This is a genomic window from Bradyrhizobium sp. (genome assembly GCF_016213215.1).
Classification (GTDB): Bacteria; Pseudomonadota; Alphaproteobacteria; order Rhizobiales; family Xanthobacteraceae; genus Bradyrhizobium.
The window spans coordinates 13,330-36,670 of sequence record NZ_JACRAW010000144.1 but is presented as its reverse complement, the minus strand read 5'-3'; the positions used below and the strand labels follow the sequence as shown (position 1 = coordinate 36,670).

20 protein-coding genes, 1 tRNA gene and 1 pseudogene are annotated in these 23,341 nt (G+C 63.6%); 9 read left to right on the top strand and 13 right to left on the bottom strand.

All coding sequences use genetic code 11. The features are described 5' to 3' along the window. Positions 1–3,309 (bottom strand): glutamate synthase large subunit (gene gltB, locus HY852_RS23615; RefSeq protein ID WP_291607309.1); only part of this gene is annotated, 3,309 nt, incomplete at its 3' end. Positions 3,310–3,790: 481 nt separating this feature from the next. On the opposite strand from gltB, the gene HY852_RS23610 reads away from it, so the two are divergent. Next, positions 3,791–4,516, top strand: coding sequence for a hypothetical protein (locus HY852_RS23610; protein WP_291607308.1), 726 nt, complete (start codon positions 3,791–3,793; stop codon positions 4,514–4,516). A 140-nt stretch (positions 4,517–4,656) separates the two neighbouring features. On the opposite strand, the gene HY852_RS23605 is transcribed toward HY852_RS23610, so the two are convergent. Continuing rightward, positions 4,657–5,133: an Hsp20 family protein gene (locus HY852_RS23605; RefSeq protein WP_291607307.1), complete on the bottom strand. Its 477-nt coding sequence runs from the start codon at positions 5,131–5,133 to the stop codon at positions 4,657–4,659. 220 nt (positions 5,134–5,353) lie between these two features. Here HY852_RS23605 and HY852_RS23600 point away from each other — a divergent pair, with 220 nt between their 5' ends. Further along, positions 5,354–6,301: an alpha/beta fold hydrolase gene (locus tag HY852_RS23600; RefSeq protein ID WP_291607306.1), complete on the top strand. Its 948-nt coding sequence runs from the start codon at positions 5,354–5,356 to the stop codon at positions 6,299–6,301. A 21-nt stretch (positions 6,302–6,322) separates the two neighbouring features. Then, the gene (locus HY852_RS23595; RefSeq protein WP_291607305.1) at positions 6,323–6,829 is read left to right on the top strand and encodes a GFA family protein; all 507 of its coding nucleotides are present in this window, start codon (positions 6,323–6,325) and stop codon (positions 6,827–6,829) included. A 111-nt stretch (positions 6,830–6,940) separates the two neighbouring features. On the opposite strand, the gene HY852_RS23590 is transcribed toward HY852_RS23595, so the two are convergent. Next, the gene (locus HY852_RS23590; protein ID WP_291607304.1) at positions 6,941–8,725 is read right to left on the bottom strand and encodes an adenylate/guanylate cyclase domain-containing protein; all 1,785 of its coding nucleotides are present in this window, start codon (positions 8,723–8,725) and stop codon (positions 6,941–6,943) included. A 232-nt stretch (positions 8,726–8,957) separates the two neighbouring features. Here HY852_RS23590 and HY852_RS23585 point away from each other — a divergent pair, with 232 nt between their 5' ends. After that, positions 8,958–9,590, top strand: a complete 633-nt coding sequence (locus HY852_RS23585; RefSeq protein ID WP_291607303.1) for a LysE family translocator — start codon at positions 8,958–8,960, stop codon at positions 9,588–9,590. Between the two features lie 2 nt (positions 9,591–9,592). Here HY852_RS23585 and HY852_RS23580 read toward each other — a convergent pair whose 3' ends face one another. The 3 genes from HY852_RS23580 to HY852_RS23570 form a co-directional block, all read right to left on the bottom strand. Next, positions 9,593–10,345, bottom strand: a complete 753-nt coding sequence (locus HY852_RS23580) for a sulfite exporter TauE/SafE family protein (RefSeq protein WP_291607310.1) — start codon at positions 10,343–10,345, stop codon at positions 9,593–9,595. A 181-nt stretch (positions 10,346–10,526) separates the two neighbouring features. Continuing rightward, the gene (hisN, locus tag HY852_RS23575) at positions 10,527–11,309 is read right to left on the bottom strand and encodes a histidinol-phosphatase (RefSeq protein WP_291607302.1); all 783 of its coding nucleotides are present in this window, start codon (positions 11,307–11,309) and stop codon (positions 10,527–10,529) included. A gap of 520 nt (positions 11,310–11,829) precedes the next feature. Further along, positions 11,830–12,720, bottom strand: a complete 891-nt coding sequence (locus HY852_RS23570) for an N-formylglutamate amidohydrolase (protein WP_291607301.1) — start codon at positions 12,718–12,720, stop codon at positions 11,830–11,832. Between the two features lie 288 nt (positions 12,721–13,008). Here HY852_RS23570 and cpdR point away from each other — a divergent pair, with 288 nt between their 5' ends. The 3 genes from cpdR to HY852_RS23555 all read left to right on the top strand — a co-directional run bounded on the left by cpdR (position 13,009) and on the right by HY852_RS23555 (position 14,654). After that, positions 13,009–13,368 (top strand): cell cycle two-component system response regulator CpdR, encoded by a 360-nt coding sequence (gene cpdR, locus HY852_RS23565; RefSeq protein WP_291607300.1) that lies wholly within the window; start codon positions 13,009–13,011, stop codon positions 13,366–13,368. Positions 13,369–13,440: 72 nt separating this feature from the next. Beyond that, positions 13,441–13,515: transfer RNA gene (locus HY852_RS23560), tRNA-Val, on the top strand. A gap of 473 nt (positions 13,516–13,988) precedes the next feature. Further along, on the top strand, positions 13,989–14,654 hold the full coding sequence (locus tag HY852_RS23555; RefSeq protein ID WP_367116413.1) for an LssY C-terminal domain-containing protein: 666 nt from the start codon (positions 13,989–13,991) through the stop codon (positions 14,652–14,654). 43 nt (positions 14,655–14,697) lie between these two features. Here the strand turns inward: HY852_RS23555 and acpA are convergent, their stop codons facing one another. The 4 genes from acpA to HY852_RS23535 form a co-directional block, all read right to left on the bottom strand. Next, entirely contained in the window at positions 14,698–16,206 is a 1,509-nt protein-coding gene (acpA, locus tag HY852_RS23550; protein WP_291607298.1) for an acid phosphatase, read from the bottom strand. Positions 16,207–16,405: 199 nt separating this feature from the next. Continuing rightward, a complete protein-coding gene (locus HY852_RS23545) occupies positions 16,406–16,639 on the bottom strand; it encodes a hypothetical protein (protein WP_291607297.1) in 234 nt (77 codons plus the stop codon). Between the two features lie 219 nt (positions 16,640–16,858). Continuing rightward, entirely contained in the window at positions 16,859–17,950 is a 1,092-nt protein-coding gene (locus tag HY852_RS23540; protein ID WP_291607296.1) for an enolase C-terminal domain-like protein, read from the bottom strand. A 142-nt stretch (positions 17,951–18,092) separates the two neighbouring features. Then, a complete protein-coding gene (locus HY852_RS23535; RefSeq protein WP_367116412.1) occupies positions 18,093–18,320 on the bottom strand; it encodes a hypothetical protein in 228 nt (75 codons plus the stop codon). Between the two features lie 838 nt (positions 18,321–19,158). Here HY852_RS23535 and HY852_RS23530 point away from each other — a divergent pair. Continuing rightward, on the top strand, positions 19,159–19,674 hold the full coding sequence (locus HY852_RS23530; RefSeq protein ID WP_291607295.1) for a hypothetical protein: 516 nt from the start codon (positions 19,159–19,161) through the stop codon (positions 19,672–19,674). Positions 19,675–19,918: 244 nt separating this feature from the next. Here the strand turns inward: HY852_RS23530 and HY852_RS23525 are convergent. Beyond that, positions 19,919–20,032, bottom strand: a pseudogene (locus tag HY852_RS23525) (type II toxin-antitoxin system RelE/ParE family toxin); the annotation flags it as partial. 147 nt (positions 20,033–20,179) lie between these two features. On the opposite strand from HY852_RS23525, the gene HY852_RS23520 reads away from it, so the two are divergent. Then, positions 20,180–20,467, top strand: a complete 288-nt coding sequence (locus HY852_RS23520; RefSeq protein ID WP_291607294.1) for a type II toxin-antitoxin system ParD family antitoxin — start codon at positions 20,180–20,182, stop codon at positions 20,465–20,467. A gap of 568 nt (positions 20,468–21,035) precedes the next feature. Here the strand turns inward: HY852_RS23520 and HY852_RS23515 are convergent. Continuing rightward, a complete protein-coding gene (locus HY852_RS23515; RefSeq protein WP_291607293.1) occupies positions 21,036–22,637 on the bottom strand; it encodes an ATP-binding protein in 1,602 nt (533 codons plus the stop codon). Further along, positions 22,634–23,338 (bottom strand): response regulator transcription factor, encoded by a 705-nt coding sequence (locus HY852_RS23510; RefSeq protein WP_291607292.1) that lies wholly within the window; start codon positions 23,336–23,338, stop codon positions 22,634–22,636. The genes HY852_RS23515 and HY852_RS23510 overlap by 4 nt, the downstream gene beginning before the upstream one ends. Positions 23,339–23,341 lie beyond the last annotated feature (3 nt).

The following is a 23,341-nucleotide window of genomic DNA, read 5'->3' as shown; positions in this document are numbered from 1 at the left end:
CTTGATCGAGTTCAGCGGCGAAGCGCCGGTGCCGCCCTCGAAGCCGGAGATGGTGACATGGTCGGCGCGCGCCTTGGCGTCGCCCGCGGCCACGGTGCCGACGCCGATTTCGGAGACGAGCTTGACCGAGACGTCGCCTTCCGGATTGACGTTCTTGAGGTCGTAGATGAGCTGCGCGAGGTCCTCGATCGAATAGATGTCGTGGTGCGGCGGCGGCGAGATCAGGCCGACGCCCGGCGTCGAGTGGCGGACGCGGGCGATGGTCGCGTCGACCTTGTGGCCGGGCAGCTGGCCGCCTTCGCCGGGCTTGGCGCCCTGCGCCATCTTGATCTGCATCATGTCGGAGTTGACGAGATATTCAGTCGTCACGCCGAAGCGGCCCGAGGCGACCTGCTTGATCGCCGAGCGCATGGAGTCGCCGTTGGGCAGCGGCTTGAAGCGGTCCGCTTCCTCGCCGCCCTCGCCAGTGTTGGACTTGCCGCCCATCCGGTTCATCGCGATCGCGAGCGTGGTGTGCGCCTCGCGCGAGATCGAGCCGAACGACATCGCGCCGGTGGCGAAGCGCTTGACGATATCCTTGGCTGGCTCGACTTCCTCGAGCTTGACCGGCTTGCGCTTGTCTTCATCGGCGCTCTTGATCCGGAAAAGCCCGCGCAGGGTGAGCAGGCGCTCGGACTGCTCGTTGAGGATCCTGGCGAAGGCGCGGTAGCGTTCCTGCGAGTTGCCGCGCACGGCGTGCTGCAGCAGGGATACCGATTCCGCGGTCCAGGCATGGTCCTCGCCGCGGGTGCGGAAGGCATATTCGCCGCCGACGTCGAGCGCGCTCTTGTAGACCAGCGCGTCGCCGAACGCGTCGGCATGGCGGCGCACCGATTCCTCGGCGATCTCGGCGAGGCCGACGCCCTCGACCCGGGTATGGGTGCCGGCGAAGAACTTCCCGACGAAGTCCGCCTTCAGTCCGACCGCGTCGAAGATCTGCGCGCCGCAATAGGACTGGTAGGTCGAGATGCCCATCTTGGACATCACCTTCAAAAGTCCCTTGCCGATCGACTTGATGTAGCGCTTGACGATCTCATAGTCGTCGAGCGCCGCCGGCAGGCGATCCTTGAGCGCGATGATGGTCTCGAACGCGAGATAGGGGTTGATCGCCTCGGCGCCGTAGCCGGCAAGACAGGCGAAGTGGTGTACCTCGCGCGGCTCGCCGGATTCGATGACGATGCCGACCGAGGTGCGCAGGCCCGTGCGGATCAGATGATGATGCACGGCGGCGCAGGCGAGCAGGGAGGGAATGGGAATCCGGTCGACCCCAACCATGCGGTCCGACAGGATGATGATGTTGATGCCCTCGCGCACCGCCTGCTCCGCGCGGGCGCAGAGTTCGTCGAGCACCTGGTCCATTCCCGCAGCGCCAAGGCCGGCGTGGAAGGTGGTGTCGAGCGTGCGCGACTTGAAATGGCTGCCGGCGACATCGGAGATCGAGCGGATCTTCTCCAGGTCCGCGTCGGTCAGGATCGGCTGGCGCACCTCGAGCCGCTTGGTCGCCGCCAGTCCCTTGAGGTCGAACAGGTTCGGCCGCGGCCCGATGATGGAGACGAGGCTCATCACCAGTTCCTCGCGGATTGGATCGATCGGCGGGTTCGTGACCTGGGCGAAGTTCTGCTTGAAATAGGTGAACAGGGGCTTCGGCCGGTTCGACAGCGCCGACAGCGGCGTGTCGTTGCCCATCGAGCCGGTCGGCTCTTCGCCGGTCGAGGCCATCGGCGTCATCAGGACGGCGATGTCTTCCTGGCTGTAGCCGAACGCCTGTTGCCGATCCAGAAGCGGCAGGTTGGAGCGCACGCCGGTGGTCGGCGCCTCCGGTAATTCCTCCAGCACGATCTGGGTGCGGTCGAGCCATTCCTGATAGGGATGGCTCTTGGCGAGCGAGGCCTTGATCTCGTCGTCGGGAATGAGCCGGCCCTGATCGAGGTCGACGAGCAGCATCTTGCCGGGCTGCAGCCGCCACTTGGTGATGATCTGCTCCTCGGGAATGTTCAGGACGCCCATTTCGGACGCCATCACGATGCGGTCGTCTTTCGTCACGAGATAGCGCGCCGGCCGCAGGCCGTTGCGGTCGAGCGTGGCACCGATCTGGCGGCCGTCAGTGAAGGCGATCGCGGCGGGGCCGTCCCACGGCTCCATCACCGCGGCGTGATATTCGTAGAAGGCGCGGCGCTTCTCGTCCATCAGCGGATTGCCGGCCCACGCTTCCGGAATCATCACCATCACGGCGTGCGGCAGCGAGTAGCCGCCCTGCACCAGGAATTCGAGGGCGTTGTCGAAGCAGGCAGTGTCGCTCTGTCCTTCGTAGGAGATCGGCCACAGCCGGCTGATGTCCTTGCCGTAGAACTCCGAGCTCACGGAAGCTTGGCGCGCCGCCATCCAGTTGACGTTGCCCCGCAGCGTGTTGATCTCGCCGTTATGGGCGATCATCCGGTAGGGATGCGCCAGCGACCAGGTCGGGAAGGTGTTGGTCGAGAAGCGCTGGTGCACCAGCGCGAGCGCGCTTTCGAAATCCGGCTCGTGCAGGTCGGGATAGTACTTGCCGAGCTGGTCGGCGAGGAACATGCCCTTGTAGATCACCGTGCGGCAGGATAGCGAGCACGGGTAGTAGCCGGCCATGCCGCGGTCGCGGCGCTGGTAGATCGCCTGCGAGATCGACTTGCGCAGGATGTACAGCCGACGCTCGAACTCGTCGTCGGTCTTCGCCGCGCCGTTGCGGCCGATGAAGACCTGCATGTGGTTGGGCTCGGTCGGCTTGACGGTCTCGCCGAGCGAGGCGTTGTCGGTCGGCACGTCGCGCCAGCCGAGCAGCTTGAGGCCTTCCGCCTTGATCTCGTCGGCGATGATGCTCTTGATGACGTTGCGCCAAGCGGTGTCGCGCGGCATGAACAGCGCGCCGATGGCGTATTCGCCGGGCTCCGGCAGCGTGAAGCCGAGTTCCTTGGCCTTGCGGGTGAAGAAGGCGTGCGGGATCTGCACCAGGATGCCGGCGCCGTCGCCGGCCCGCGGATCGGCGCCGACGGCGCCGCGATGCTCCAGGTTGCACAGAATGTCCAGCGCGTCGGAGATGATCTGATGCGACTTCTTGCCCTTGATGTTGGCTATGAAGCCGACGCCGCAGGAATCCTTCTCCAGGCTCAGGTCGTAGAGGCCCTCCGCCGCCGGGCGGAACGTGTGCTCACGCGCCTCGTCGGCCGGTTTCGAGGCCACAGTCGCCGACAGCCGATCTGCCACGATGTTTCCGCGCTCGAATTCCGCACCGCTCATTTTCTCGTCCTCTCATGCGGCAAGACGTCTCGCCGCCCTCGGCGGCGCACCTTGGGCGTCCTGCGGTACCTCGAAGGTCACCGCTCGTCCTTCAGCGAGCCGCATTTTCAGAATTCAGGCTCAGCGTTCAACGTCCCCGCGAACGGCTTTGCCTGCACCTTCCCGGCACGCTCAAGGCGCCGAGTTTTTGCTGCTAATCCCCATGTCGGGGCCGCAGCGAAATTGAGACAGCTATCCTGTCCTAACCCCGACAATGCCAAATTTTTCTTTACCACACAAGCGCGTGGAAGTCCCGGCTCCAAACACGCCATCCGCTATTCTGTTTACTTTCTGCGCCGCGGATTTGAAGCAAACGTGCCGCGATCCGGCCCAAGGACGGCCGAAATCCACAACGACCTTATGGCCTGAGCACTGAAGCGGCGCCTGCGAGGCAGAAGCAAAAAAGCGCCGGGGAACAGGGCCTGACAGGAGCGTGTGCGTTATGAAGATTTTAACGGGATGGGCGGCTACGGCCGCCCTGGTTCTCGCGGTCACGGGTGCCAATGGGCAGGTGCCGTCTGATGGGATGCGGACGCGGTACATGCCGGTGTCGGATCTTGAGGGGGCCTATGCGCCGGAGGTGCCGGCACCGCGCCATGGCTACAGGAGCGGTTACGGGTACGACCGCGGTCCGGCCCTGCTGCCGTCTGAAGAGGTCTACGCGGTGCTGCGCGAAAACGGCTTCTCGCCGCTTGGCATCCCCCGCCTCCGCGGCGTTGTTTACACCATCGCCGCCATCGACCGACGCGGCGATGACGGCCGGCTGGTGATCGATGCCCGCGATGGCCGGATCGTACGCTTCATTCCGGCCGATCGCTGGGGTCCTCCCGTCGAGGACGACGCCAGGACGCCTTACCTGGGACCCTATGGGACGCAAGGGGCGTTGCCGGCCCCGGAGGCCGTCCGTGCCGCGCCGCGACCGCCGGCTCCGATCCCGCGCGTAGCCAGCCGCACTGTCCCCTTGCCGAAGGCAGCCCCGGTGCGGGGCGAGGTAGCCGCAGCGCCTGCACCGTCCGCGCCTGCGCCTCAGCCCTCAGCCGCGGCGCGGGCGAGGCCGCAGGAAGCAACCGCGGTTCCGCAAGCGGCCGCGCCGACGGTCGGTCAGGCGAGGCCCGCCCCGACCATTCTGCCGACGCAGGACATGCCTCCGGCCCTGGGACTGGATTGATTGCCGCGGCTCCCGTCATTTCCGGGGCGCCGCAGCGACCGGTTATGGGTCGCCGCGTTCGCGGGGACGACACTGGTCACAACAAAGAACGCCCCGGTTTCCCGGGGCGTTTGGTAATCACCGTCTGTTCGAAACCGGCCTTAGGCGGCGGCCTTCTCGGTCGAGCCCTCGATCGCCTGCGCAGCCTGGGCGGCGGCGTTGATCGGGATCTGGCGCGGCTTCTTGGTTTCGGGGATCTCGCGCACGAGATCGACGTGGAGCAGCCCGTTTTCGAGCGAGGCGTTCTTCACCTGCACGAAATCGGCAAGCTGGAAAGCACGCTCGAAGGCGCGCGCGGCGATGCCGCGGTACAGCACCTGAGTCTTGTCCTTGCCGTTCTCGGTGGCGACTTTCTCGCCCTTGATCGTCAGCGTGTTTTCCTTGGCGACGATGGAAAGCTCGTCCTTGGAGAAGCCCGATACCGCAACGGTGATGCGGTAGGAGTTCTCGCCGGTACGCTCGATGTTATAGGGCGGATAACCGGGGCTGCCGTCCGAGGTCGCCTGGCCAAGCAGGGAGAAAAGGCGGTCGAAGCCGACGGTGGAACGATAGAAGGGGGTGAGGTCGTAGGTACGCATGATCAGTCCTCCATTGAGCGACTTGAATTCGGTAACCCGCCCGCCATTGGGCCGGGCTTTCTTCCGTGTGCAGCCTCGTGGTCCGGTTCCGAAACACTGGTAGCGGCCTGCACGAAGGTGATATGGGTTGACCGAGACGACGTTCAAGAGGGCTCGGCACAGCCCTTTCCCGGCGCTCTTCCCCTTGATTTTCGGTACTTTTCACCTAGCGGTTCCGTCCATGACGCTCGTCTCGATTCCCGCCAACCCAGTGCCTGAAGACGTCATCAGCGGCACCATCAAGACGCCCGACGGGGCGGAACTGCGCTTTGCGCGTTGGGCGCCTCCGGTCGGACGCAAGGGTACGGTGTGCGTGTTCCCGGGCCGTGCTGAATCGATCGAAAAGTATTTCGAGACGGTTCGCGATTTGCGGGATCGCGGCTTTGCGGTGGCGATGATCGACTGGCGCGGCCAGGGCTATTCGTCGCGGCGGCTGCGCGATCCGCGCAAGGGCTATGTGCGGGATTTCTCCGACTACGAGCTCGACGTCGAGACCTTCGTGCAGCAGGTCATTCTGCCGGACTGCCCGCCGCCCTATTTCGCGCTTGCCCACTCCATGGGCGGCGCGGTGATGCTGCGCCTCGCCCATGCTGGCAAGCGCTGGTTCGACCGCATGGTTCTGTCGGCCCCGATGATCGACCTGCCGGGCCGGACCACCTCGTTTCCGGCGCGCGCCGTGATCAGGATGCTGCGACTGTTGGGGCAGGGCGGCCGTTACGTGCCCGGCGGCAGCAGCCGGCTGACCGGCGCGGACAGCTTCATCGGCAATCCCTTGACCAGCGATCCCGTGCGCTATGCCCGCAATGCCGCGATCCTGGAGGAGGATCCGAGGCTCGGTACTGCGGCCCCGACGATCGCCTGGGCCGATGCCGCCTTCAAGGCGATGCAGACCTTCAAGGGCGCCTATTACCCGTCGGAGATCCGCCAGCCGATCCTGATGCTGGCGGCGAGCAACGACACCATCGTCTCGACGGCGGCGATCGAGGAGTTCGCCTATCATCTGCCCGCCGGTTCGCATCTGGTCATTGCCGGCGCCAAGCACGAGATCCTGCAGGAGCAGGACCGCTACCGCTCGCAGTTCTGGGCCGCGTTCGACGCCTTCGTCCCCGGCTCGCCGTTGTTCGGGTAAAGTTGCAGGGCGAATCTGCCCTTGCGGATTCACTGGGCTCGGATTCTTATTCGCGGCGGCTTCGGACTGAACGACGCGAGCATTGTGGTTGAAAGAGGCGCAGTCATGATTCGAGGAAGCTGCCTGTGCGGCGCTGTGCGGTTTGAAATCGATAAAGTGCGCTCGCTTACTCATTGCCATTGCGCCAACTGCCGCAAGCTGACCGGCGCTGCGTTCGCTACTTACGCTCATGTCGACCCCGACAAATTTCGCTTTGTTGAAGGCGAAGACATGATTGTGCAGTACGAATCCTCACCAGGCAGTTTCCGTTACCGCTGCAAAGTCTGCGGCTGCCTGACGCCAGGTAAGGCGAGTTACCTGAAGACCGTCAGCATCGCGGCCGGTCTGCTCGATGATGATCCGGAGGTTCGACCGCTCTTGCACGTATTTGCGTTGTCGCGTGCCCCTTGGTGGACGATTCAGGACGACTTGCCCAAGCACGATAAATGGGTGCCAGGGTTCGAACCGAAACTGTGGTCTTGCCGGTGACAATGACACGACAGTCAAAGCCTCTCTTCGACGCCGGCCGTCGAGGAGTTCCCTGTCGCCGGCTCATCTCGTCATTGCGGCGCCGGCCAGGCCTCGCTTGAAGCGTCGGCCTTAGGCCCTGGAGGACGCGACTACGGTCAATTTGCCGAACGGTACGCCGGCCTTCACAAGTCCATCGCGATAGCGGGCGATGTCGGCCGGATTCCTCCAATGGAAATTCCGCAAGTGCCGCTCGACGGTCAGGCCGGGATAGTTGCTCAGCAAGACCTCGGCCGCCTGCCCCGCTTCCTCGCGTCGTCCCAACTGCGCCAGCGCCGCCGCCCGCACGGCCAGTACCTGAAGATGATTCGGATTCAAATACAGGGCTTCGCGCGCCCAAGACAGCGAAGCGTCATATTGCCCCAGAAGATAGTGACTGAACGCGTTCAGCGCCGCCCATTGGTATCTGGGATCGCTGTTGCCGCGCTGGAACGCCATAGAAAGCAGCTCGATCGCCTGCCGATGTTCGCCGATCACGAGGTGACAGATACCCTGAACGCCGCGCGCACCCATGTCGTAAGGGTTCAGCTCGACCGCCTTCTTGACGGCCTCCATGGCTTCTTCGTAGTGCCCCTCCATCGCATGCAAATAGGCCAAGATCGAAAATGCGAAGGACGAGCGGGGATCCAGTCGAACGCTGGTTTCCGCAAGCTCCATCGCCGAGCTCCACAGTTCGCGCGTGCTCTTGATCCAACCATAGTGCACGCCCTGCACCATGATGGTGGCGAGATAGGCACGCGCGATCGATAGCCCTGGATCGAGCGCGACGGCCTGCCTGAACAGCTCGATCGAGCTTTCGAAATCGGGTTTCGTATGCTGATAGTAGCGGGAAAGGCCCTTCAGGAATCGATCCCAGGCGGTCAGGTCGATCGACGAAGTCCTCGCCGGGGCGGAGGCTTCCGCGCGAAATATCTCCGGGGCGATTGCCGCCGAAAGGCTGGTCGTGATCTCGTCCTGCACCGCGAAGATGTCGCCGATGTCCGGGTCATACCGGCCGGTCCATAATTGTTCGCCACTCTCGGGCGCGATCAGTTCGGCGGTGACACGGATCTTCGTTCCGGCGCGCCGCACCGACCCCTGGATCAGGTAGGTCGCGTCGATCTCACGCGCGATGAGGCGCGGGCTCAAGCTCTTGTCCTTGAACGCGAACGTCGAGTTTCGGCCCAGCACGCGATAGAACGATTGCAGGGAAAGCGCGTGAATCAGATCTTCCGTAAGACCATCGGAAAAATAGTCGTCACTGTCGTCGCTGAGATTGGCGAAAGGCAGCACTCCGACGATCGCGGTTCGATATTGCGAAGGCAGGGCCGACGCCTCTTGGGCCTGCCGGCTGCGCGCGGCGGCTCCGGCGGGCTCCCAGGTCCAGACACCGATCGCCTCCTTGATGTTCTTGAAACGGTGACTGCCGGCGTTGACCAGGGGAACGCTGAGATGCTTGCCGGCTTCGCCATAGGCCTTGGCCGAGATCGCCACGCCGCCGGGCGCGGCAACCGATTCGAGGCGAACCGCGATGTTGACGTCGTCTCCGAATACTTCGTCCTCGTCGGCGATCACATCGCCCATGTGGATGCCGAGACGAAACTGCATGGCACGATCGGCCGGCAGGTGGTTGTTGCGTTCCGCCATCCGCGTCTGCAGTGCGATCGCCGCCTCGATGGCACCGACAATGCTGGGAAACTCCAAAAGGAACCCGTCGCCGGTGTTCTTCACGACCCGGCCGCCATGGTTGAGGATGATCGGATGGATCGCGCTGCGATGGGCCTTGAAGACGGAATGGGTTCCGGCCTCGTCGGTGCCCATCATCCGCGAATAGCCGGCGACGTCGACGCAAACGATGGCAGCCAAACGTCTTTCCATAAGCTCTGCGCTCCCGGCATTGAGGGCTGGTCGCATCGTGGCGGGGACTTATCGACCCCCAATGCTTATAGAGCACGGTTTCGCTGGCGGAAGCCCGATCCGGAATGCAATTGTGCTGCGCGCCCGCCCTGGCGCGGCATAGGTGTGTCAGGTGGGACGACCCCACGGAACCGGCGAAGCCCGAGGTTTTCGTGGTGAACTGCTCGAACGTTTGACGGGTTGGACATCGGAAATGCTCGGCATTCACGAACTCTGGCTGTTCATTCTCTCCGGGCTCCTGCTCAACATCACGCCGGGGCCGGATACGATCTACATCATCGGCCGCAGCATCCAGTTCGGCTGGCGGGGCGGCGCGGCGGCCGCGCTCGGCATCAGCGGCGGCTGCCTGATCCACATCTTCGGCGCGTCGATCGGGTTGTCGGCGCTCCTGATGGCGTCCTCGACCGCCTTCGCGCTCCTGAAGCTGATCGGTGCGGCCTATCTCGTGTTCGCCGGCCTGCAGATGCTGTGGTCACGGCCAGCCATTGCGGGTCCGGTCGTGCGCGACGAACGGACATCGCTGCGGCGGGTGTTCTGGCAGGGCGTCATGACCAATGCGCTCAATCCCAAGGTCGCGCTCTTCTTCCTCGCCTTCCTGCCGCAATTCGTGGCCGCGGATTCGCCGCACAAGCCGCTCGCTTTCCTGACCCTCGGGCTGATCTTCATCTCGACCGGCACCGCGTGGTGCCTGTTCATCGCGGCCTTCGCGGCGAAGGCCGCCTACCGCATCAGGGGGGCCGAAGGCGCGATCGCCTGGGTCAATCGCGCGCTCGGCGGCCTGTTCATCTACCTCGGCATCCGTGTCGCGACGTTGGAAGCGCGCTGACCTTAACCGAACTCCTTGGCGAGCGCACTGCCGGCAAGATAGAGGCCGAGAAAGATCATCGCGATCAGAAACCAGTGCCGGAAAGCTTCGGCCGAAATGCGCGCGCGCACGGCCTGGCCGATGTACATGCCGGCGAAGGCGCCGGCCATTGCGACGGCGCCCGGCAGCGCGGTCGTCGCGTTCAGCACGCCGCTTAAGGTGAGATTGAAGCCGAGCGCCACGGTCGCCACGGTGAAGAAAACCCCGAGCGCCTGCACCAGTTCGTCCTTCTCCATGCCGATCGCCTGCATGAACGGCATGGACGGAATCACCTGCACGCCGGTTGCCGCCGAGATGATCCCTGTGACGACGCCGACGATGCCACCGATCCATTTCTCGTCGCGCCGCGCCACGCGGAAGTGGAACCTGTTCAGTCCGATGACCGCGTAGATGACGAGCAGGATGCCGAGCGCGAACGTGCCGTAGCGCGCGTGGGGTCCGGTCAGCGCGTCGGCGTTGAGCCAGATGCCGGCGACCGTGCCCAGCATCAGCGGCCACAGCCGGCGGATGATGTCGCGCAAGTATGGGCCGGCGAAGGTCTGCCAGATATTGGTGATGATCGCCGGCACGATGACGATGGCGAGCGCCCTGGAGGGGGCCATGCTCACCGCGAGCAGGCCCATCGACACCGTCGGCAGGCCAAGCCCGATGACGCCCTTGATGAAACCGGCCAGCAGGAAGGCGGCGGCGATCAGAAGCAGCAGAGGATCGAACATAGCGCAACATTGGCCGATGCGGCCATCCGGCACAATCGGCCGGAGCGAAGGCTGATGAAGGCCGGCGTGCGGTTCGATCTCGTCGACTTCACGCGCATGCGGCTGCATTCCGGGCGCGCTTGCCCGAGTTCGAGGGCCGACGAACGCGCGGCGGCGTTCCTTTGTGACGGCAGGCTGATCGCTACGCGTTCAGCAGCTTCATCGCCTCCTCGTGCACCCGCCGATCGCCGGCGGCGATGATCCGGCCGCCGGTCTGCGCGGGCTGGCCGTCCCAGGTGGTGACGATGCCGCCGGCGCCGGTGATGATCGGAATCATGGCGGCGATGTCGTAGGGCTTGAGTTCGGTCTCGACCACGAGATCGATATGGCCGGCCGCCAGCATGCAGTAGGAATAACAGTCGCCGCCATAGCGTGACAGCCGGGCAGCCTTTTCGACGCGCCCGAACACGGCGCGGTCGGCTTCATTCATCAATAGCGGGCTCGTCGTGTAGGTCGTCGCCTCCGAAATCGAGGGGCAGCGCCGCACCGCGAGCCTTCGCTCGCCGGAAGGGCCCCTGTAAGTCGCCGAGCCGTTGTCGCCGGAAAAGCGTTCGCCGATGAAGGGCTGGTGCATCATGCCGAACACCGGCGAGCCCTGGTGCAACAGCCCGATCAGCGTGCCCCAGATGGGAAAGCCGCCGATGAAGGATTTGGTGCCGTCGATCGGATCCAGCACCCAGACATATTCAGCATTCTCGCGTTCGTTGCCGAACTCCTCGCCGACGATGCCGTGCTGGGGGAAATTCGCCTTGATCAGGCGCCGCATCACGGCTTCCGCAGCGCGGTCGGCTTCGGTGACGGGATCGAAGTCGGCTTTGAGGCTCTTGTTGTCGACCAAAAGCGAGGTTCTGAAGAACGGCAGGATGGTTTCGCCGGACGCGGTCGCAAGCCGTCCTATGAAGGCTGAGAAATCGATCACCGTCACGGCGGCTTAAACCTCGGAATGGGAACGATGGGGCTGCTCCTGCGTAACGCAAAACCTTCGGGTCGTGCACCGGAACTCTTCGTTTGCCCAGTGGTATTTTTCAATTCCTCGCAGGCGAGGCAATTGCCGGTACTCTGATCAGCTCTGCGTCGAGCGGGCCGCCGAGGGTATCATCGGAAGCATGCCTCGTCGGACCATGAGTCTAAGCAATTCATTGATCCAGATCAGAAATCCGGCAAATCCCGCGGTTCCACGGAGGCAAGGGAGACCTGCATTTTTCGCATGGAAAAGGACTCAAAAACCCTTGCACTTTGTGCAGCGCAGCCGCATATTGTTGCGGTGCGGTAGCGCCTCGCGTTACCGCTGCCCTCCTTGGGCGTTTCCTCCCTAGACTTGGGCCGCTTGTTCATTCAAGCGGCCCTTTTTCTTGCCCGGTCTTTTTTCTCTCTCCCATCTCGGCGGTCGAACGATTTTCGAATTCGCGCCGACTCGCGCCGAAAATGGCGAAGGAGAAAAGCTTCTACTCCGCCGCGGCCTGGAACGGCCCGAGGTCGCCGAAAGGAATGGTCGCGGCGAGCGTGCTGGCGAGTTCGGCAAAGTCGGCGACCACCTGGGCAAAGCGCTGCCCGCGCTCGCGCCGCCGCTCGTCCATATAGACGGCGCGGTTGAGCTCGAGCTGCACCGTGTGCAGGCCGCTGGCCGGATTGCCGTAGTGCTCGGTGATGAAGCCGCCCGCATAGGGCTTGTTGCGGCCCACGGAATAGCCAAGCCGGACCATGGTCTGCTCGACGCGGTCCGGAAGCAGCGGCGAGCAGCTCGTGCCGTAGCGGTCGCCGATGACGATGTCCGGCCGCCGCGGCTCGTCGCGTGCGACGCCGATCGAGGGCATGGAATGACAGTCCACCACGACTGCGGTGCCGAAGGTCTGGTGCACCCTGTTGATCAGCCGGCGCAGCGCACGGTGATAGGGCTTGTAGAGCTCCTCGATACGGGAAATCGCGTCGTCGACGGACAGCCGCTCCCGATAGATCTCCTGGCCGTCGCCGACCACGCGCGGGATGGTGCCGAGCCCGCCCGCCACCCGCATCGACCTCGTGTTGGCAAAGCTCGGCAGGCGCCCGGAGAACATCCGCGGATCGAGCTCATAGGGCTCGCGGTTGACGTCGACATAGGAACGCGGAAAGTTGACTCGGACCACCGGAAACCCGAGCTCGGAGAGGCCCCCGATCAATTCGTCCATGAAAGAATCTTCGGAGCGGCGCAGCGTCGGCAGATCGATCCGCGACGCGCTGAGGAAATCCTCCGGGTAGACGGATCCGGAATGGGGGGAGTTGAAGATGATCGGCGCCCGCCATTCGGCCGGCTCAACGATTTCAAACGGAGGCGACAAGTCGCCGTCAAACCGGGTCATCTGCAGGGCGCCATTCCATATGCCGCAAGGCCGGTTTACGCCGATTCGGCCGGAGCGCGGCGCTCTTGTGTGTGCACATTGTCGGTAATCGCAATCGGTCTGCCAAGCAAAAAATACCTTCGCGCCTGGAACGCATGTCAGGGGCCGATGCTTCGATTGATCTGGGCCAATTTAGGGTCCAGAACTAGCGCAACGGCCGGCGCTTGCGAAACCGCCATCTTTCACCCGAAATTTACCCTCTATCTGGCTAAGTGACGGATCAATACTTCACCGGAATGCGACGCTTCCATGCCCAAGATACTTCTCGCCGAAGACGATAACGACATGCGCCGCTTCCTGGTGAAGGCGCTGGAAAACGCCGGATTCCAGGTTTCCTCCCACGACAACGGCATGTCCGCCTATCAGCGGCTGCGCGAGGAGCCGTTCGAGATGCTCCTGACCGACATCGTGATGCCCGAGATGGACGGCATCGAGCTCGCCCGGCGGGCCTCGGAACTCGACCCGGACATGAAGATCATGTTCATCACCGGCTTCGCCGCGGTGGCCCTGAATTCCGATTCGGACGCGCCCAAGAACGCCAAGGTGCTGTCGAAACCGGTTCACTTGCGTGAATTGGTCAACGAGGTAAACAAGATGCTGGCGGCCTGACCGGGCCTGCATGCGTCCTTGCGTGGCCTCGTGGGAGCCGATATACGGACCCCCACCTGACTTAAGACCTTAGGGCACGTAGCTCAGCGGGAGAGCACTACCTTGACATGGTAGGGGTCACAGGTTCGATCCCTGTCGTGCCCACCATCCTAGACCCCTCGTCCAGCTCAGGTTTTCCGGAAGTCCTCGCTTCACTGAAGAGCTCGGCATCCTTGGCGGGCCCCTTCGGAGGTTCGCATGGGTTCGGTCCGCAGGTATCGGGGCAAACGGCGAGACCGCGTAAGCGGCGCCGTCGGGTCAGCGCTGCCTCTCAAATGTCTGCTGAAGGTCCGGCGGCCAGCGATACGAAACTGGAGCGCGATGACCGAAGCTCACCGACAGGATCAAAGCGAGCGCTCCGCATCCTGCGACAAGCACGTTGGTGTCGCGGCGAGGGAGCACCCTGCAGCGGAACAAGCTATCGCAAGGAAGTTGATTGACGCATGAAGCGGATTGCAGGCAGGCGACGATGGTGGATCGTTCCGGCGGGAATACTCGTCACCTATCTGCTGCTTGCGTATGTCATCCTGCCCGCCCTGTGGAGCCACCACGAACACGAGCCGGGCCTTGCTTCCCTGCCCATGGTCACGCGCACCGGGAGCGGCATTCCGGGTGACGCTCTGAACGTCGGACTCGTTGGCAGCAAGGAAGACATCCTGCGCGCCATGCATGCGGCAGGCTGGTTTCCGGCGGACCCGATCACGTTGCGGACCAGTATCGAGATCGTTGGCAGCGTGGTGCTCGACCGGCCGTACCGGGATGCGCCGGTGAGCGCGCTTTACTACCAAGGAAAACGGGAGCTGCTTGCGTTCGAAAAGCCGGAGGGAACAAGTGCCGACCGGCGGCACCACGTCCGTCTTTGGCCGGTGCTGGACAAGGGAACCGACGGCCGTCCTGTCTGGCTCGGTTCGGCAACGTTCGATCGCGGCGTGGGCTTGAGCCACGATACCGGGCAGGTGACCCATCACATAGCGCCCGACATCGACGCGGAACGTGACTTGCTGATGCGCGATCTGCGCGAGGCCGGGATGGTCCAGACATTCTTCAAGATTTCCGGAACAGGCCCGACGCTGATTGGACGAAATGGCGAAGGCGATCCTTACCACACAGATGGCGAGATCGATGTGGCCAGCCTGGTCATTGACGGCGTCAGGCGGAGCGAGCCGCCGCTGACACTGCCGGCGCCGCCGCTGATCGCACTTAAGGATCAGGTCTGGCACGGCATCAGCAGAGCGGTCAGCGAGTGATTGGACCGGCCATGTCCGCGACTGACGCCGATCGACCGCCCGGTCAGGGAAGGTTGAGAGCGGCGGTGAGGTCGCCCATTTTCTCGCGCAGGCCCGGCAAGGTTTCGAGCGCAAAACGCGCCGTGATCAGCTTGGCAATCGACCCCGTGTCGTAAGTGGTGTGATCGACGTAGCCGCGCCTTGCGAACGGCGAAACGATGATGGCCGGAATGCGCGTGCCCGGTCCCCAGCGATCGCCCCAGCCCGGCCCGGATGGCGGCGAAACGTGATCCCAGAACCCGCCGTTCTCGTCATAGGTGACGACGACGACCATGTTGCTCCATTGCGGGGATTTCCTTAAGCGTTCGAGAATGTCGGCGATGTGGGCGTCCCCGGTCATCAGGTCGGTGTAGGACGGATGCTGGTTGTACAGTCCCACAGGCTTGTAGAAACTGACATGGGGCAGCGTTCCGCTGTCGATCGCTTTGAGGAAGTCTGCCACGTCTTTGAGGTGTGAGGCGCGATCCTCAGTGCCCGGCGCGAAGCGCGCATAGTAGTTGAACGGCTGATGATGCGGCTGGAAATTGATCGCGCCGTCCGCGCGCGCGTAGATGACCGTGCGCTTTTCGGCAGGCGGTCGCATTCCGTCCTTCAACGCTTCGTTCCAGCCGCCCGAGTACCACGCCCAGCTGATCGATTTGGCCGAGAGCGTGTCGCCGATCGTCTTCATGGTCGAAGGCGGCAGCGGCAGGCCGATACGCTCGTCGCCTTTCGGATCGGCCATGTCGAGCGATCCGCCTTCCGCCGGCCGCACCCCGCTCGGCTGATAGGGCGGCTGGGTGGTATTGACCGTGTAACCGTCGGGCGTGACCTGGCCGCCAAGGCCGCCGGAATAGGTCTTGACCGCGCCGTCCCTGGCTGACGGCGAGTCCGGCATCTTCTTCAGCCTGCCGTTGCCGTCGAGGACGGCGTGCATGAAACCGGGAGCATCCTTGAACATCGGCGCGCAGCCGCAGACCAGATAATGGTGGTTCAGGTACGAGCCGCCGAATGCGCCCATAAAGAAGTTGTCCGCGAGCGTGTACTCCCTGGCCCACTGCCACAACTTCATCCGGCTGCCGTCGAAATAGCCCATGGTGTAGCCGCCGACCGTCGACATCGCGGCGAACATGTCGTTCTTGCCGCCGTTGATCTGTTCGATGTTGTGGTAGTAGGCGTGGATGGGGCTGAGCAGCACGTCGGTCAGCGACTTGCTCACCGGCGGCGCGTCGATGCGAAACGGCGCGTTTGGAAGTTCGGGGTAGCCGGGAGCGGGCTCCCCTTTGATGTTCCACACCCGCAGGTACGGCAGTTCGGAGCCATCGTGATCGCGCTGGACATATTCCTCGCGCTTTGCATTCGCGATGCCGTTGGCGCCGGGAAAAAGGCCGTAGAGATGGTCGAAGCTGCGGTTCTCCGCATAGATCACCACGATGTTCTGAATCTTCGACAGGTCGGCCGCATGGCTCGCCTGCACGCCGATACAAGCCAGGGCGCAGGCAATCGCAATACTTCTGGTTGGCCGTTTCGACATCCGTACCCCCTCTCGCGCCCGCCCCGGACGTGGTGCCCGTGTTTCCAGAGTGGCGGCAGCCTGCGGCGCCAAATCTAGAATGTCGGGAGGTCGACGCACAAGCTCGGCGTCGGCGACGAACAGCCAGCTGTCACCGGCCGTCGTTGCGACAGACGGCGGTGAGCGCATGAGCGCGGAGTTACGGCCGATTGCTCAGCGATCACCGAGGCGGCATGGTCACTCGCCGCCGGAATCGGCCTTGTTGCTGCATGAAACGGAAGAGCAGCGATGTCAGGCTGGCGAGCGCCGCGCAGCCGAGGATGGTCAGCGTCATCGGAAACGCGGTGCCGTTCTGCGTCTTTGACACCACGCCGCTCGCGGCGAAGGCGTAGCCGAATTGCAGCACGCCGATCAGCGCCGATCCGCTGCCGCTGGCATTGCCGGCGGCCGACATCGAGCAGGTGAAAGGCGGGGAGATAAAGATCGGTGGCGAGCGGTCCGAAGACCGACAGCAGGCCGAGAATGATCACCACGAGCCGCGGTGACGATGGAAGCCGCTCGATGGTCGCGGTGACAGTCATGAAAGGTCGATGGTTGTTGCGGGACAGCCGATAAGGCATCGCGCAGGCCGCGCTATTGATCCGGATCAAAGCGCCCGGTTACGGCGGCAAAATCAGTCGACGAGATATTTCGCCACCGCGGCTTCGTCCCACTCGATGCCGTTGCCGGGCTCCTGGTTCGGCAGCGCGTAGCCGTCCTTGATGGTCAGGCGCCGCGCCAGCACGGCGTCGGCCCAATCGACATATTCCAGCCAGTGCGCGGTCGGCGTGACGCAGAACAGGTGCGCGCTCACTTCCGAAAACAGATGCGTCGACATCTGGATGCCGGCGGCATGGGCCAGCGAAGCCGCGCGCAGCCATCCCGTGACGCCTCCGATGCGCTGCACGTCCGGCATCACGAAGTCGCTGGCGTGGGCCGCAAGCGCACCCTGCATGGAAAACGCGCTGTCGAAATTCTCGCCGATCTGGACCGGCGTGCGGATCTCGGCCGCGATGCGCGCGCAGCCGGCATAATCGTCATGGCGGATCGGCTCCTCGATCCAGAGCAGGCCCTCATCGTCGAGCATGCGGCAGCGCTGGATGGCTTCCGTCACGGTGAGAGCCTGATTGTAGTCGCACATCAGCGTCACGCCATCGCCGACCGCCTTGCGCACCGCGCGCACGGCCTTGAGGTCCTCGTCCGCATCGGGCCGGCCGACGCGAATCTTGACGGCGTCAAAACCTTCGGCGAGCAGCCGGTGCGCTTCCTCGACCGCCGCGCCGGCCGGCATAATGCCGAGGCCCTTGGAGTTATAGGCAGGCACGGGCTTGGGAACGCCGCCCAGCAGGCCCGCCAGCGGCAGCTTCCGGAGCCGCGCCAGCGCATCCCATGCCGCCATGTCGATCCCGGATTGTGCCAGCCGCTGCAAACCGGCAAGGCCCAGCAGGGTGAAGCGCTGCGTCAGCTTGCGCTCGATCTCGAACGGCACCAACTGGTCGCCGGCGAGCATGTCGGACATCTCGTTGACCATGGCGGCAAGCGGCTTGAGCGCCGCCGGCGTGAGCGAAAACAGGTAAGCATGGCCGCGCCCGCCCTGGTCGGTCTCGCAGTCGACCAGCACCAGCGGCGCCCGGCTGATCGCGCCGGTCGCGGTCTGCAACGCGAGATTCATCGGCACCAGGACGGGCCTTGCCACAAAGCGCTTGATGCGAACGAGGTCGGTCACGGTTTCCTCCGCTGTGCACTTGAGGTGTCTTGCCTGAACCCGGTTGTCCCGGGCGTCGTCATTTGGGACGGTTATCGCAGCACCCCAAAGCGGCAACAAGCCACGTTCGCTGGCAGCGGCTCAGCCAGCCGGGAACCGTAACTCAAAGGACACGCTTTCTTCTCTCGGCAAAAGCGGAATCGCCATGGCTCATCCGGATCTGGCCATGGCTCATCATGACGGCACGGACAGTCGCAAGACCCGTTCCGGTGCCGCCGGCATTGCGGCGGGTGGCGAAGAAGGCGTCGAAGTCGCGGTTCGACGGGATCGGATGCAATTCACGAAGCGGCGCTGACCGCTGTTTGGGATCGAGCGGACACTTCGGGAGCATTCGAAACCCTTCACACAAACGGTTTCCCGACGGTCTGCTTTCGAACCCTTCAGAGACATCAGGCGAAAAACAGCGTAGCGTGCACGCAGGTCAACCAGGATGGACGGCGGCGCTCGGCGGAAGACAGCCTCTCAGGGTATTCACTTGTGCGGGAGACGAGCATGGTACTCATTTGGCTTGGTGTGCTGCTGGTTGTCGGCGGGGTGCTGCACATGGCGTTTCAGCCAATCTGGCGAGGCCGACTAAGTGGTAGAAGCCGACTGAACTCCGGGCGGCGCAGTGACACCCTGGAACCTGAGAGACCGGCCAGCGGTTTTGGGATCAGGTCGAATTGGCCAGGGCTTGCCATGGTCGCGCTTGGCTCCGCTCTCCTGCTGGCCGCGGCTGCCACCTGGATTTGAAACCAGGTTCGCCAGGGGGCTCTCGCTCGGTATTCTGCGGTGCCGGCGATTGCGTGACCGCTCAACCGGGTAACGCAGGCCTTCAGCGCGGTGAGCTGGGAGACCTTGCGTTCCAACCAACGTGCGCTTTGTCACAACAGCTGCCATTCCGAGCGAGTCAGTTCGTTGTCCGGGTAAACCGGAAAGACGCCCTCATGGGCTCGACCGTTGCTCATGTGCCGAAGCGCACGTCGACGGCTTCTCCGCCTTGGAAGTTACGATCTGCCGTCTTGAGGCCCAATCTCGTATTGGCTTAGCTCTTCTGGCGCTCCTTTGTTGGCTCCGCGCTGCAACACTTCTTGATCAATGCTCAAGGTCTTTATCCTTGCTCATGTGTTCCGCGAGGCATAACTTTGCTGGGTTGCAATTGGTTCTCTGCGCAATCAAAGGAGAGAGCAATGGCAATTTCTCACGCACTTGTCGGATTGTCTTCGGTTGCTGTCCTTGTGGCGGCCGCCAGCGTTCAGGCTCAGAGCATGCCGCCGGAAGGACCGGTCTCCGTCACATTTATCGCGACGCCAATCCCGCCTCCCAAGCCAATGCCGATCGGCGGCGGTAGAGAGTTTGACCTGCTGAACCAGGCCATGGCAGCAACGAACGACGCCGGAAACCCAGTGCTCAACAACATGGGTGGACGCTGCCAGTTTAGCCGGCTCAGAGACCCGTCGGCGAAGACCGTCGAAGTTCGCGGGTTCTGTACCTATGTCGACAAGGACGGCGACCAAACATTCGAACAATGCGATTTCCTGCCCGGGCAACCAAACAAGTGCAAGATAACTGGCGGGACCGGCAAATTCGAAGGTCTCCAGGCCGAACTCATCATTACCATCGAGCCTCTAAAGAGCAATTTCGAGGGGATTAGTCAGGTCATTGGCCACAAGAAAGGCACGTATAAGTTTGCAAAAGCCAACTGATAAGCGGAGCTGACGCCGCGCTCAAATCGAGAAGTTTAGACTCAGAGCGCGGGATAAGAGTGGAGTTACATTTGACGAGGCGCACCCAGCGCTGGCAGCAGCTCTTGTGCCCATAAGGGACTTTCCGGTGCGCGGCTTTTGATGTCAATTCTGACCGCGAAGCTGCATGGGTATTGCGGATTTGAAGAAGGCATCGAATATCTTCTCGTCGGTTGGACTTCGAGATCGCATCCAATCACGCGGGCGCCTCAAGGCGATTGCCGGGAGGCGACCTCGAGTCGCCAAGATCGCGCGCGGCCTTGAGATAGCGCAGTTTCCGGCGTGCCACCTTGACCAGGTCGGCTGGAAAGCCTTTGGGCTTTCGCCGTTGGAGGAGCCGAAACTGCGATTAAGATGACGATTGCACGCGGCGGCTGCCAAGGGCGCGCGCCAACATTCAGGTTGAGGCGATCAGGGACGCATGGCACATCATGCCATAAGCTCCACTTTTTGAACGAGGATGCCAATGCCGACAAGAAATGTCGTGCTGACCGAGCGTCAAGGAGAGCTCCTTGAAACCCTCGTCAAGTCCGGCCGCTACCAGAACGCCAGCGAAGTGCTGCGCGATGGGTTGCGGCTCGTGGAGCAACGCGAGGCGGAGGATGCGGGCAAGCTGAAAGCCCTGCGGGCAGCGGCTCGCGCCGGTGTCGGCGCGTTGGATCGAGGAGACTTCAAAGAATTTGGGAATATCGAGGAGCTGCAAACCTTTTTGAATGACCTTTCGGAGAAGGTCATCTCCCGAACCGCCGAATAGAGCCCTCATGGCCGACCAGAGATGGCGCGTTCGTCTTGGCGCTGCCCCGGAAGTCGATTTTGCCAACATCCTCAAATGGAACCACTGAGAATTGTGGCGCGCGACAATCACGGGTGTACCGGGACACGCTCGTTCAGGCAATTGGCGAACTCACCGACGGTCGCGATGCCGCAGGCTCGAAGGCCCGGGACGACATCATGGCAGGTCTTCGCACGCTACACGTTGCGCGACAGGGGCGCCGCGGAAGTCACTTCGTGATGTACCGGGAAGCGCCAGTGAGAACGAGGGCCGACCGGAGTTGCGAGGTACATCGCAGCGAAAACACCGGCAACCATCAGCGTTGCGGACGTGGTTGCTGTCGGCCGGGCAAGCACCGCGATGTAAAGCAGTGGCAGCTTTCTGCCGGTCGCTGGAAGGGCAACGGACGTCATGGAATGCCCTTCATCAAACGCACGATCCGCAGCCGACGGTGCGGCAATCATTATGCCCGGTCTGCGATTCGGGTATAGCAGTGCCCACCTTATCAGCCGCGGCGCGCTCTCGTCGATTAGCCCGGAAACCGCACCCTTCATTCTCCTCCCGCCGGGAATTGCAGCTCGAAACACGCGCCCGCGTCGGTCGCCAGCAGCCGGATCGTGCCGCCGTGGCTCATCATGACGGCGCGCACGATCGCAAGACCCATTCCGGTGCCGCCGGCATCGCGGCGGGTGGTGAAGAAGGCGTCGAAGATCTTCTCCCGGTTCGATTCCGATACCGGATCGCCGTCATTGCTGACGGTCAGTCGGACTGCCGTTCTTTCCTCGCTCGCCTCGATCCGCACGTTCCTGGCACGGTGCCGGATCGCGTTGTCGACGAGATGCGACAGCACGATCAGGGTCTTTTCGCTCGACATGGCAATGGGCCGATCGAGGCTGCCGGTCGCCGAGATGGAGACGTTCGGAAAGCGCCGCTTGAGATCGTCGATCACCGCTCCCGGCTCGCTCCGCTCGTTCTGCGGCAGGCCCTCGGCGCGCGCCAGCTCGCGAAGCCGCTGGGCCATCGCCTCGAGACGCTCGGCATCTTTGAGGATGTTCGACAGGAAGGTCTTCTGCTCGGCGGGAGTCAGCTCGTGCGACTTGCTCTGCAGCGAATCCAGCAGCAGCTCGGCCGCGCCCTTGATCGAGGTCAGCGGCGATTTGAGCTCGTGGGTGAGGTGCGCCGAAAAGCTGGCGATGTAGTCCGAGCGCCGCGCCAGCTGCTCGGCCATGCCTAGAAAGCTGTCCGAGAGCAGGGCAAATTCGCGCGTGCCGTAGTGCCGCATGGGCAGGAACGCCTCGCGGTCGCCCTTGCCGATCCGCGCCGCGCGGTCGATCAGCTCGAGCATCGGCCGCGTGATGGTTCGGGAAAACACCAGGCCGATGATGAGGGTTGCCAGAACGACGGCAAGCGCCGCCATGATGAACTTGCCGCGCTCCTGATAGAGCAGGTCGAAGATATTGCTCGGCGTTCGCGAGGTGTAGATCACGCCGGCAACGCGGTTGCTGACAATCACCGGCATGGCGGAGAACACGTGAACGCCGACGCCGCGGCTGATCGAGTAGATCGGCGGCGGGGGCCTGTCGGGCACGCGGATCCGCAGCGCCGCGCCGTATTGTCCGTGCAGCGCGGTGGCGACCTCCTCGATATGCGCGAGCGATTGCCCGACTTCCTGGCGTCCGGCGATCACGACGCCATGCGGATCGAGGATCCTGAAGCCGGCCAGCGTCACCTTCTGCGTCTCGCGGATGATGGGCGTCAGGTGCGCGCCGATCTCGATATAGGCCCGCTCCGCCGGCGCTTTTGCCGGCAGCGCGTCGGGTCGCCGCCGCAACAGATCATCGCCCGTGAGAAGATCGAGCGCGGGGCGGATCGGCGTCACGGGTTCGCCCGGATCCGGCAAGGCGCCGGGCGGGACCTCGGCGCCGAGCCCGATCCCGCTGTCGAGGCGGGCCAGCACTTCCCGGGCGTAGATCGCGGCAAGCACCCGGCTCTGCGCGATCAGCTCCGCCTGCGTCTGACGGATGAGCTGGTTGTCGTAGAGGCGGAAGAAAAACAGCCCGACCAGGGGCAGGACGACGACCGTGGCCAGCACGGTGAAGATGACGAGCCCGAGGGAGGGGCGCCACTTCCGGGGCGCGCCGACGCTGATCATGCCTGCGGCTCGCATCGCCCTAACTTGAAGCCGACCCCGTGAACGGTCTCGATGACGCTGTTGCAATTGGCGGCGGCGAGCTTGGCGCGGATGTTGCGGATGTGGCTGTCGATGGTGCGGTCCGAGACCTGGATGTTCAGCTGATAGGCCGCCCTCATCAGCTGCTCGCGGCTGAACACCGCCGTGGGCCTCGTCAGCATGGCGCGCAGGAAGCCGAATTCGATCGCCGTCAGCTTGAGCGGCGTGCCCGCGAAAAGTGCGACGTGCTGCTCGGGGTCGACCGACAGGCTTCCCTGCGCGAGAGTCGCAGAGTCGGCCTTGGAATCCGGGCCGCGCGGGCTGATCCGGCGCAGGATGACGTTGACGCGGGCGACGAGCTCGCGCGGGCTGAATGGCTTGGTCACGTAATCGTCGCCGCCGATCTCGAGCCCCAGCACGCGGTCGATTTCTTCGTCGCGCGCCGACAGGAACAGGATCGGAACGTCGGAGGTCTTGCGCACCTCCCGGCACACGTCCAGCCCGTCGAATTCCGGCATGCCGATATCGAGGACGATGAGGTCGGGCCGGTCGCTGGCAAAGCGGGTCAGCGCTTCCTTGCCGTCGCGCGCCTCGACCACGATCATGCCGGCCTTTTTGAGCGCCACGCGAATGACCTCGCGAATGTGCAGGTCGTCGTCGACAATGAGAATACGGTGGGTCAAACG

What these genes read in the sequence shown, in the direction of transcription:
- HY852_RS23610 (WP_291607308.1), top strand. Translation starts at nt 3,791, where the DNA reads ATGAAGATTTTAACGGGATGGGCGGCTACGGCCGCCCTGGTTCTCGCG.
- HY852_RS23605 (WP_291607307.1), bottom strand. Translation starts at nt 5,133, where the DNA reads ATGCGTACCTACGACCTCACCCCCTTCTATCGTTCCACCGTCGGCTTC.
- HY852_RS23600 (WP_291607306.1), top strand. Translation starts at nt 5,354, where the DNA reads ATGACGCTCGTCTCGATTCCCGCCAACCCAGTGCCTGAAGACGTCATC.
- HY852_RS23590 (WP_291607304.1), bottom strand. Translation starts at nt 8,725, where the DNA reads ATGGAAAGACGTTTGGCTGCCATCGTTTGCGTCGACGTCGCCGGCTAT.
- HY852_RS23585 (WP_291607303.1), top strand. Translation starts at nt 8,958, where the DNA reads ATGCTCGGCATTCACGAACTCTGGCTGTTCATTCTCTCCGGGCTCCTG.
- HY852_RS23580 (WP_291607310.1), bottom strand. Translation starts at nt 10,345, where the DNA reads ATGTTCGATCCTCTGCTGCTTCTGATCGCCGCCGCCTTCCTGCTGGCC.
- HY852_RS23570 (WP_291607301.1), bottom strand. Translation starts at nt 12,720, where the DNA reads ATGACCCGGTTTGACGGCGACTTGTCGCCTCCGTTTGAAATCGTTGAG.
- cpdR (WP_291607300.1), top strand. Translation starts at nt 13,009, where the DNA reads ATGCCCAAGATACTTCTCGCCGAAGACGATAACGACATGCGCCGCTTC.
- HY852_RS23555 (WP_367116413.1), top strand. Translation starts at nt 13,989, where the DNA reads ATGGTCACGCGCACCGGGAGCGGCATTCCGGGTGACGCTCTGAACGTC.
- acpA (WP_291607298.1), bottom strand. Translation starts at nt 16,206, where the DNA reads ATGTCGAAACGGCCAACCAGAAGTATTGCGATTGCCTGCGCCCTGGCT.
- HY852_RS23545 (WP_291607297.1), bottom strand. Translation starts at nt 16,639, where the DNA reads ATGTCGGCCGCCGGCAATGCCAGCGGCAGCGGATCGGCGCTGATCGGC.
- HY852_RS23535 (WP_367116412.1), bottom strand. Translation starts at nt 18,320, where the DNA reads ATGCTCCCGAAGTGTCCGCTCGATCCCAAACAGCGGTCAGCGCCGCTT.
- HY852_RS23530 (WP_291607295.1), top strand. Translation starts at nt 19,159, where the DNA reads ATGGCAATTTCTCACGCACTTGTCGGATTGTCTTCGGTTGCTGTCCTT.
- HY852_RS23520 (WP_291607294.1), top strand. Translation starts at nt 20,180, where the DNA reads ATGCCGACAAGAAATGTCGTGCTGACCGAGCGTCAAGGAGAGCTCCTT.
- HY852_RS23515 (WP_291607293.1), bottom strand. Translation starts at nt 22,637, where the DNA reads ATGATCAGCGTCGGCGCGCCCCGGAAGTGGCGCCCCTCCCTCGGGCTC.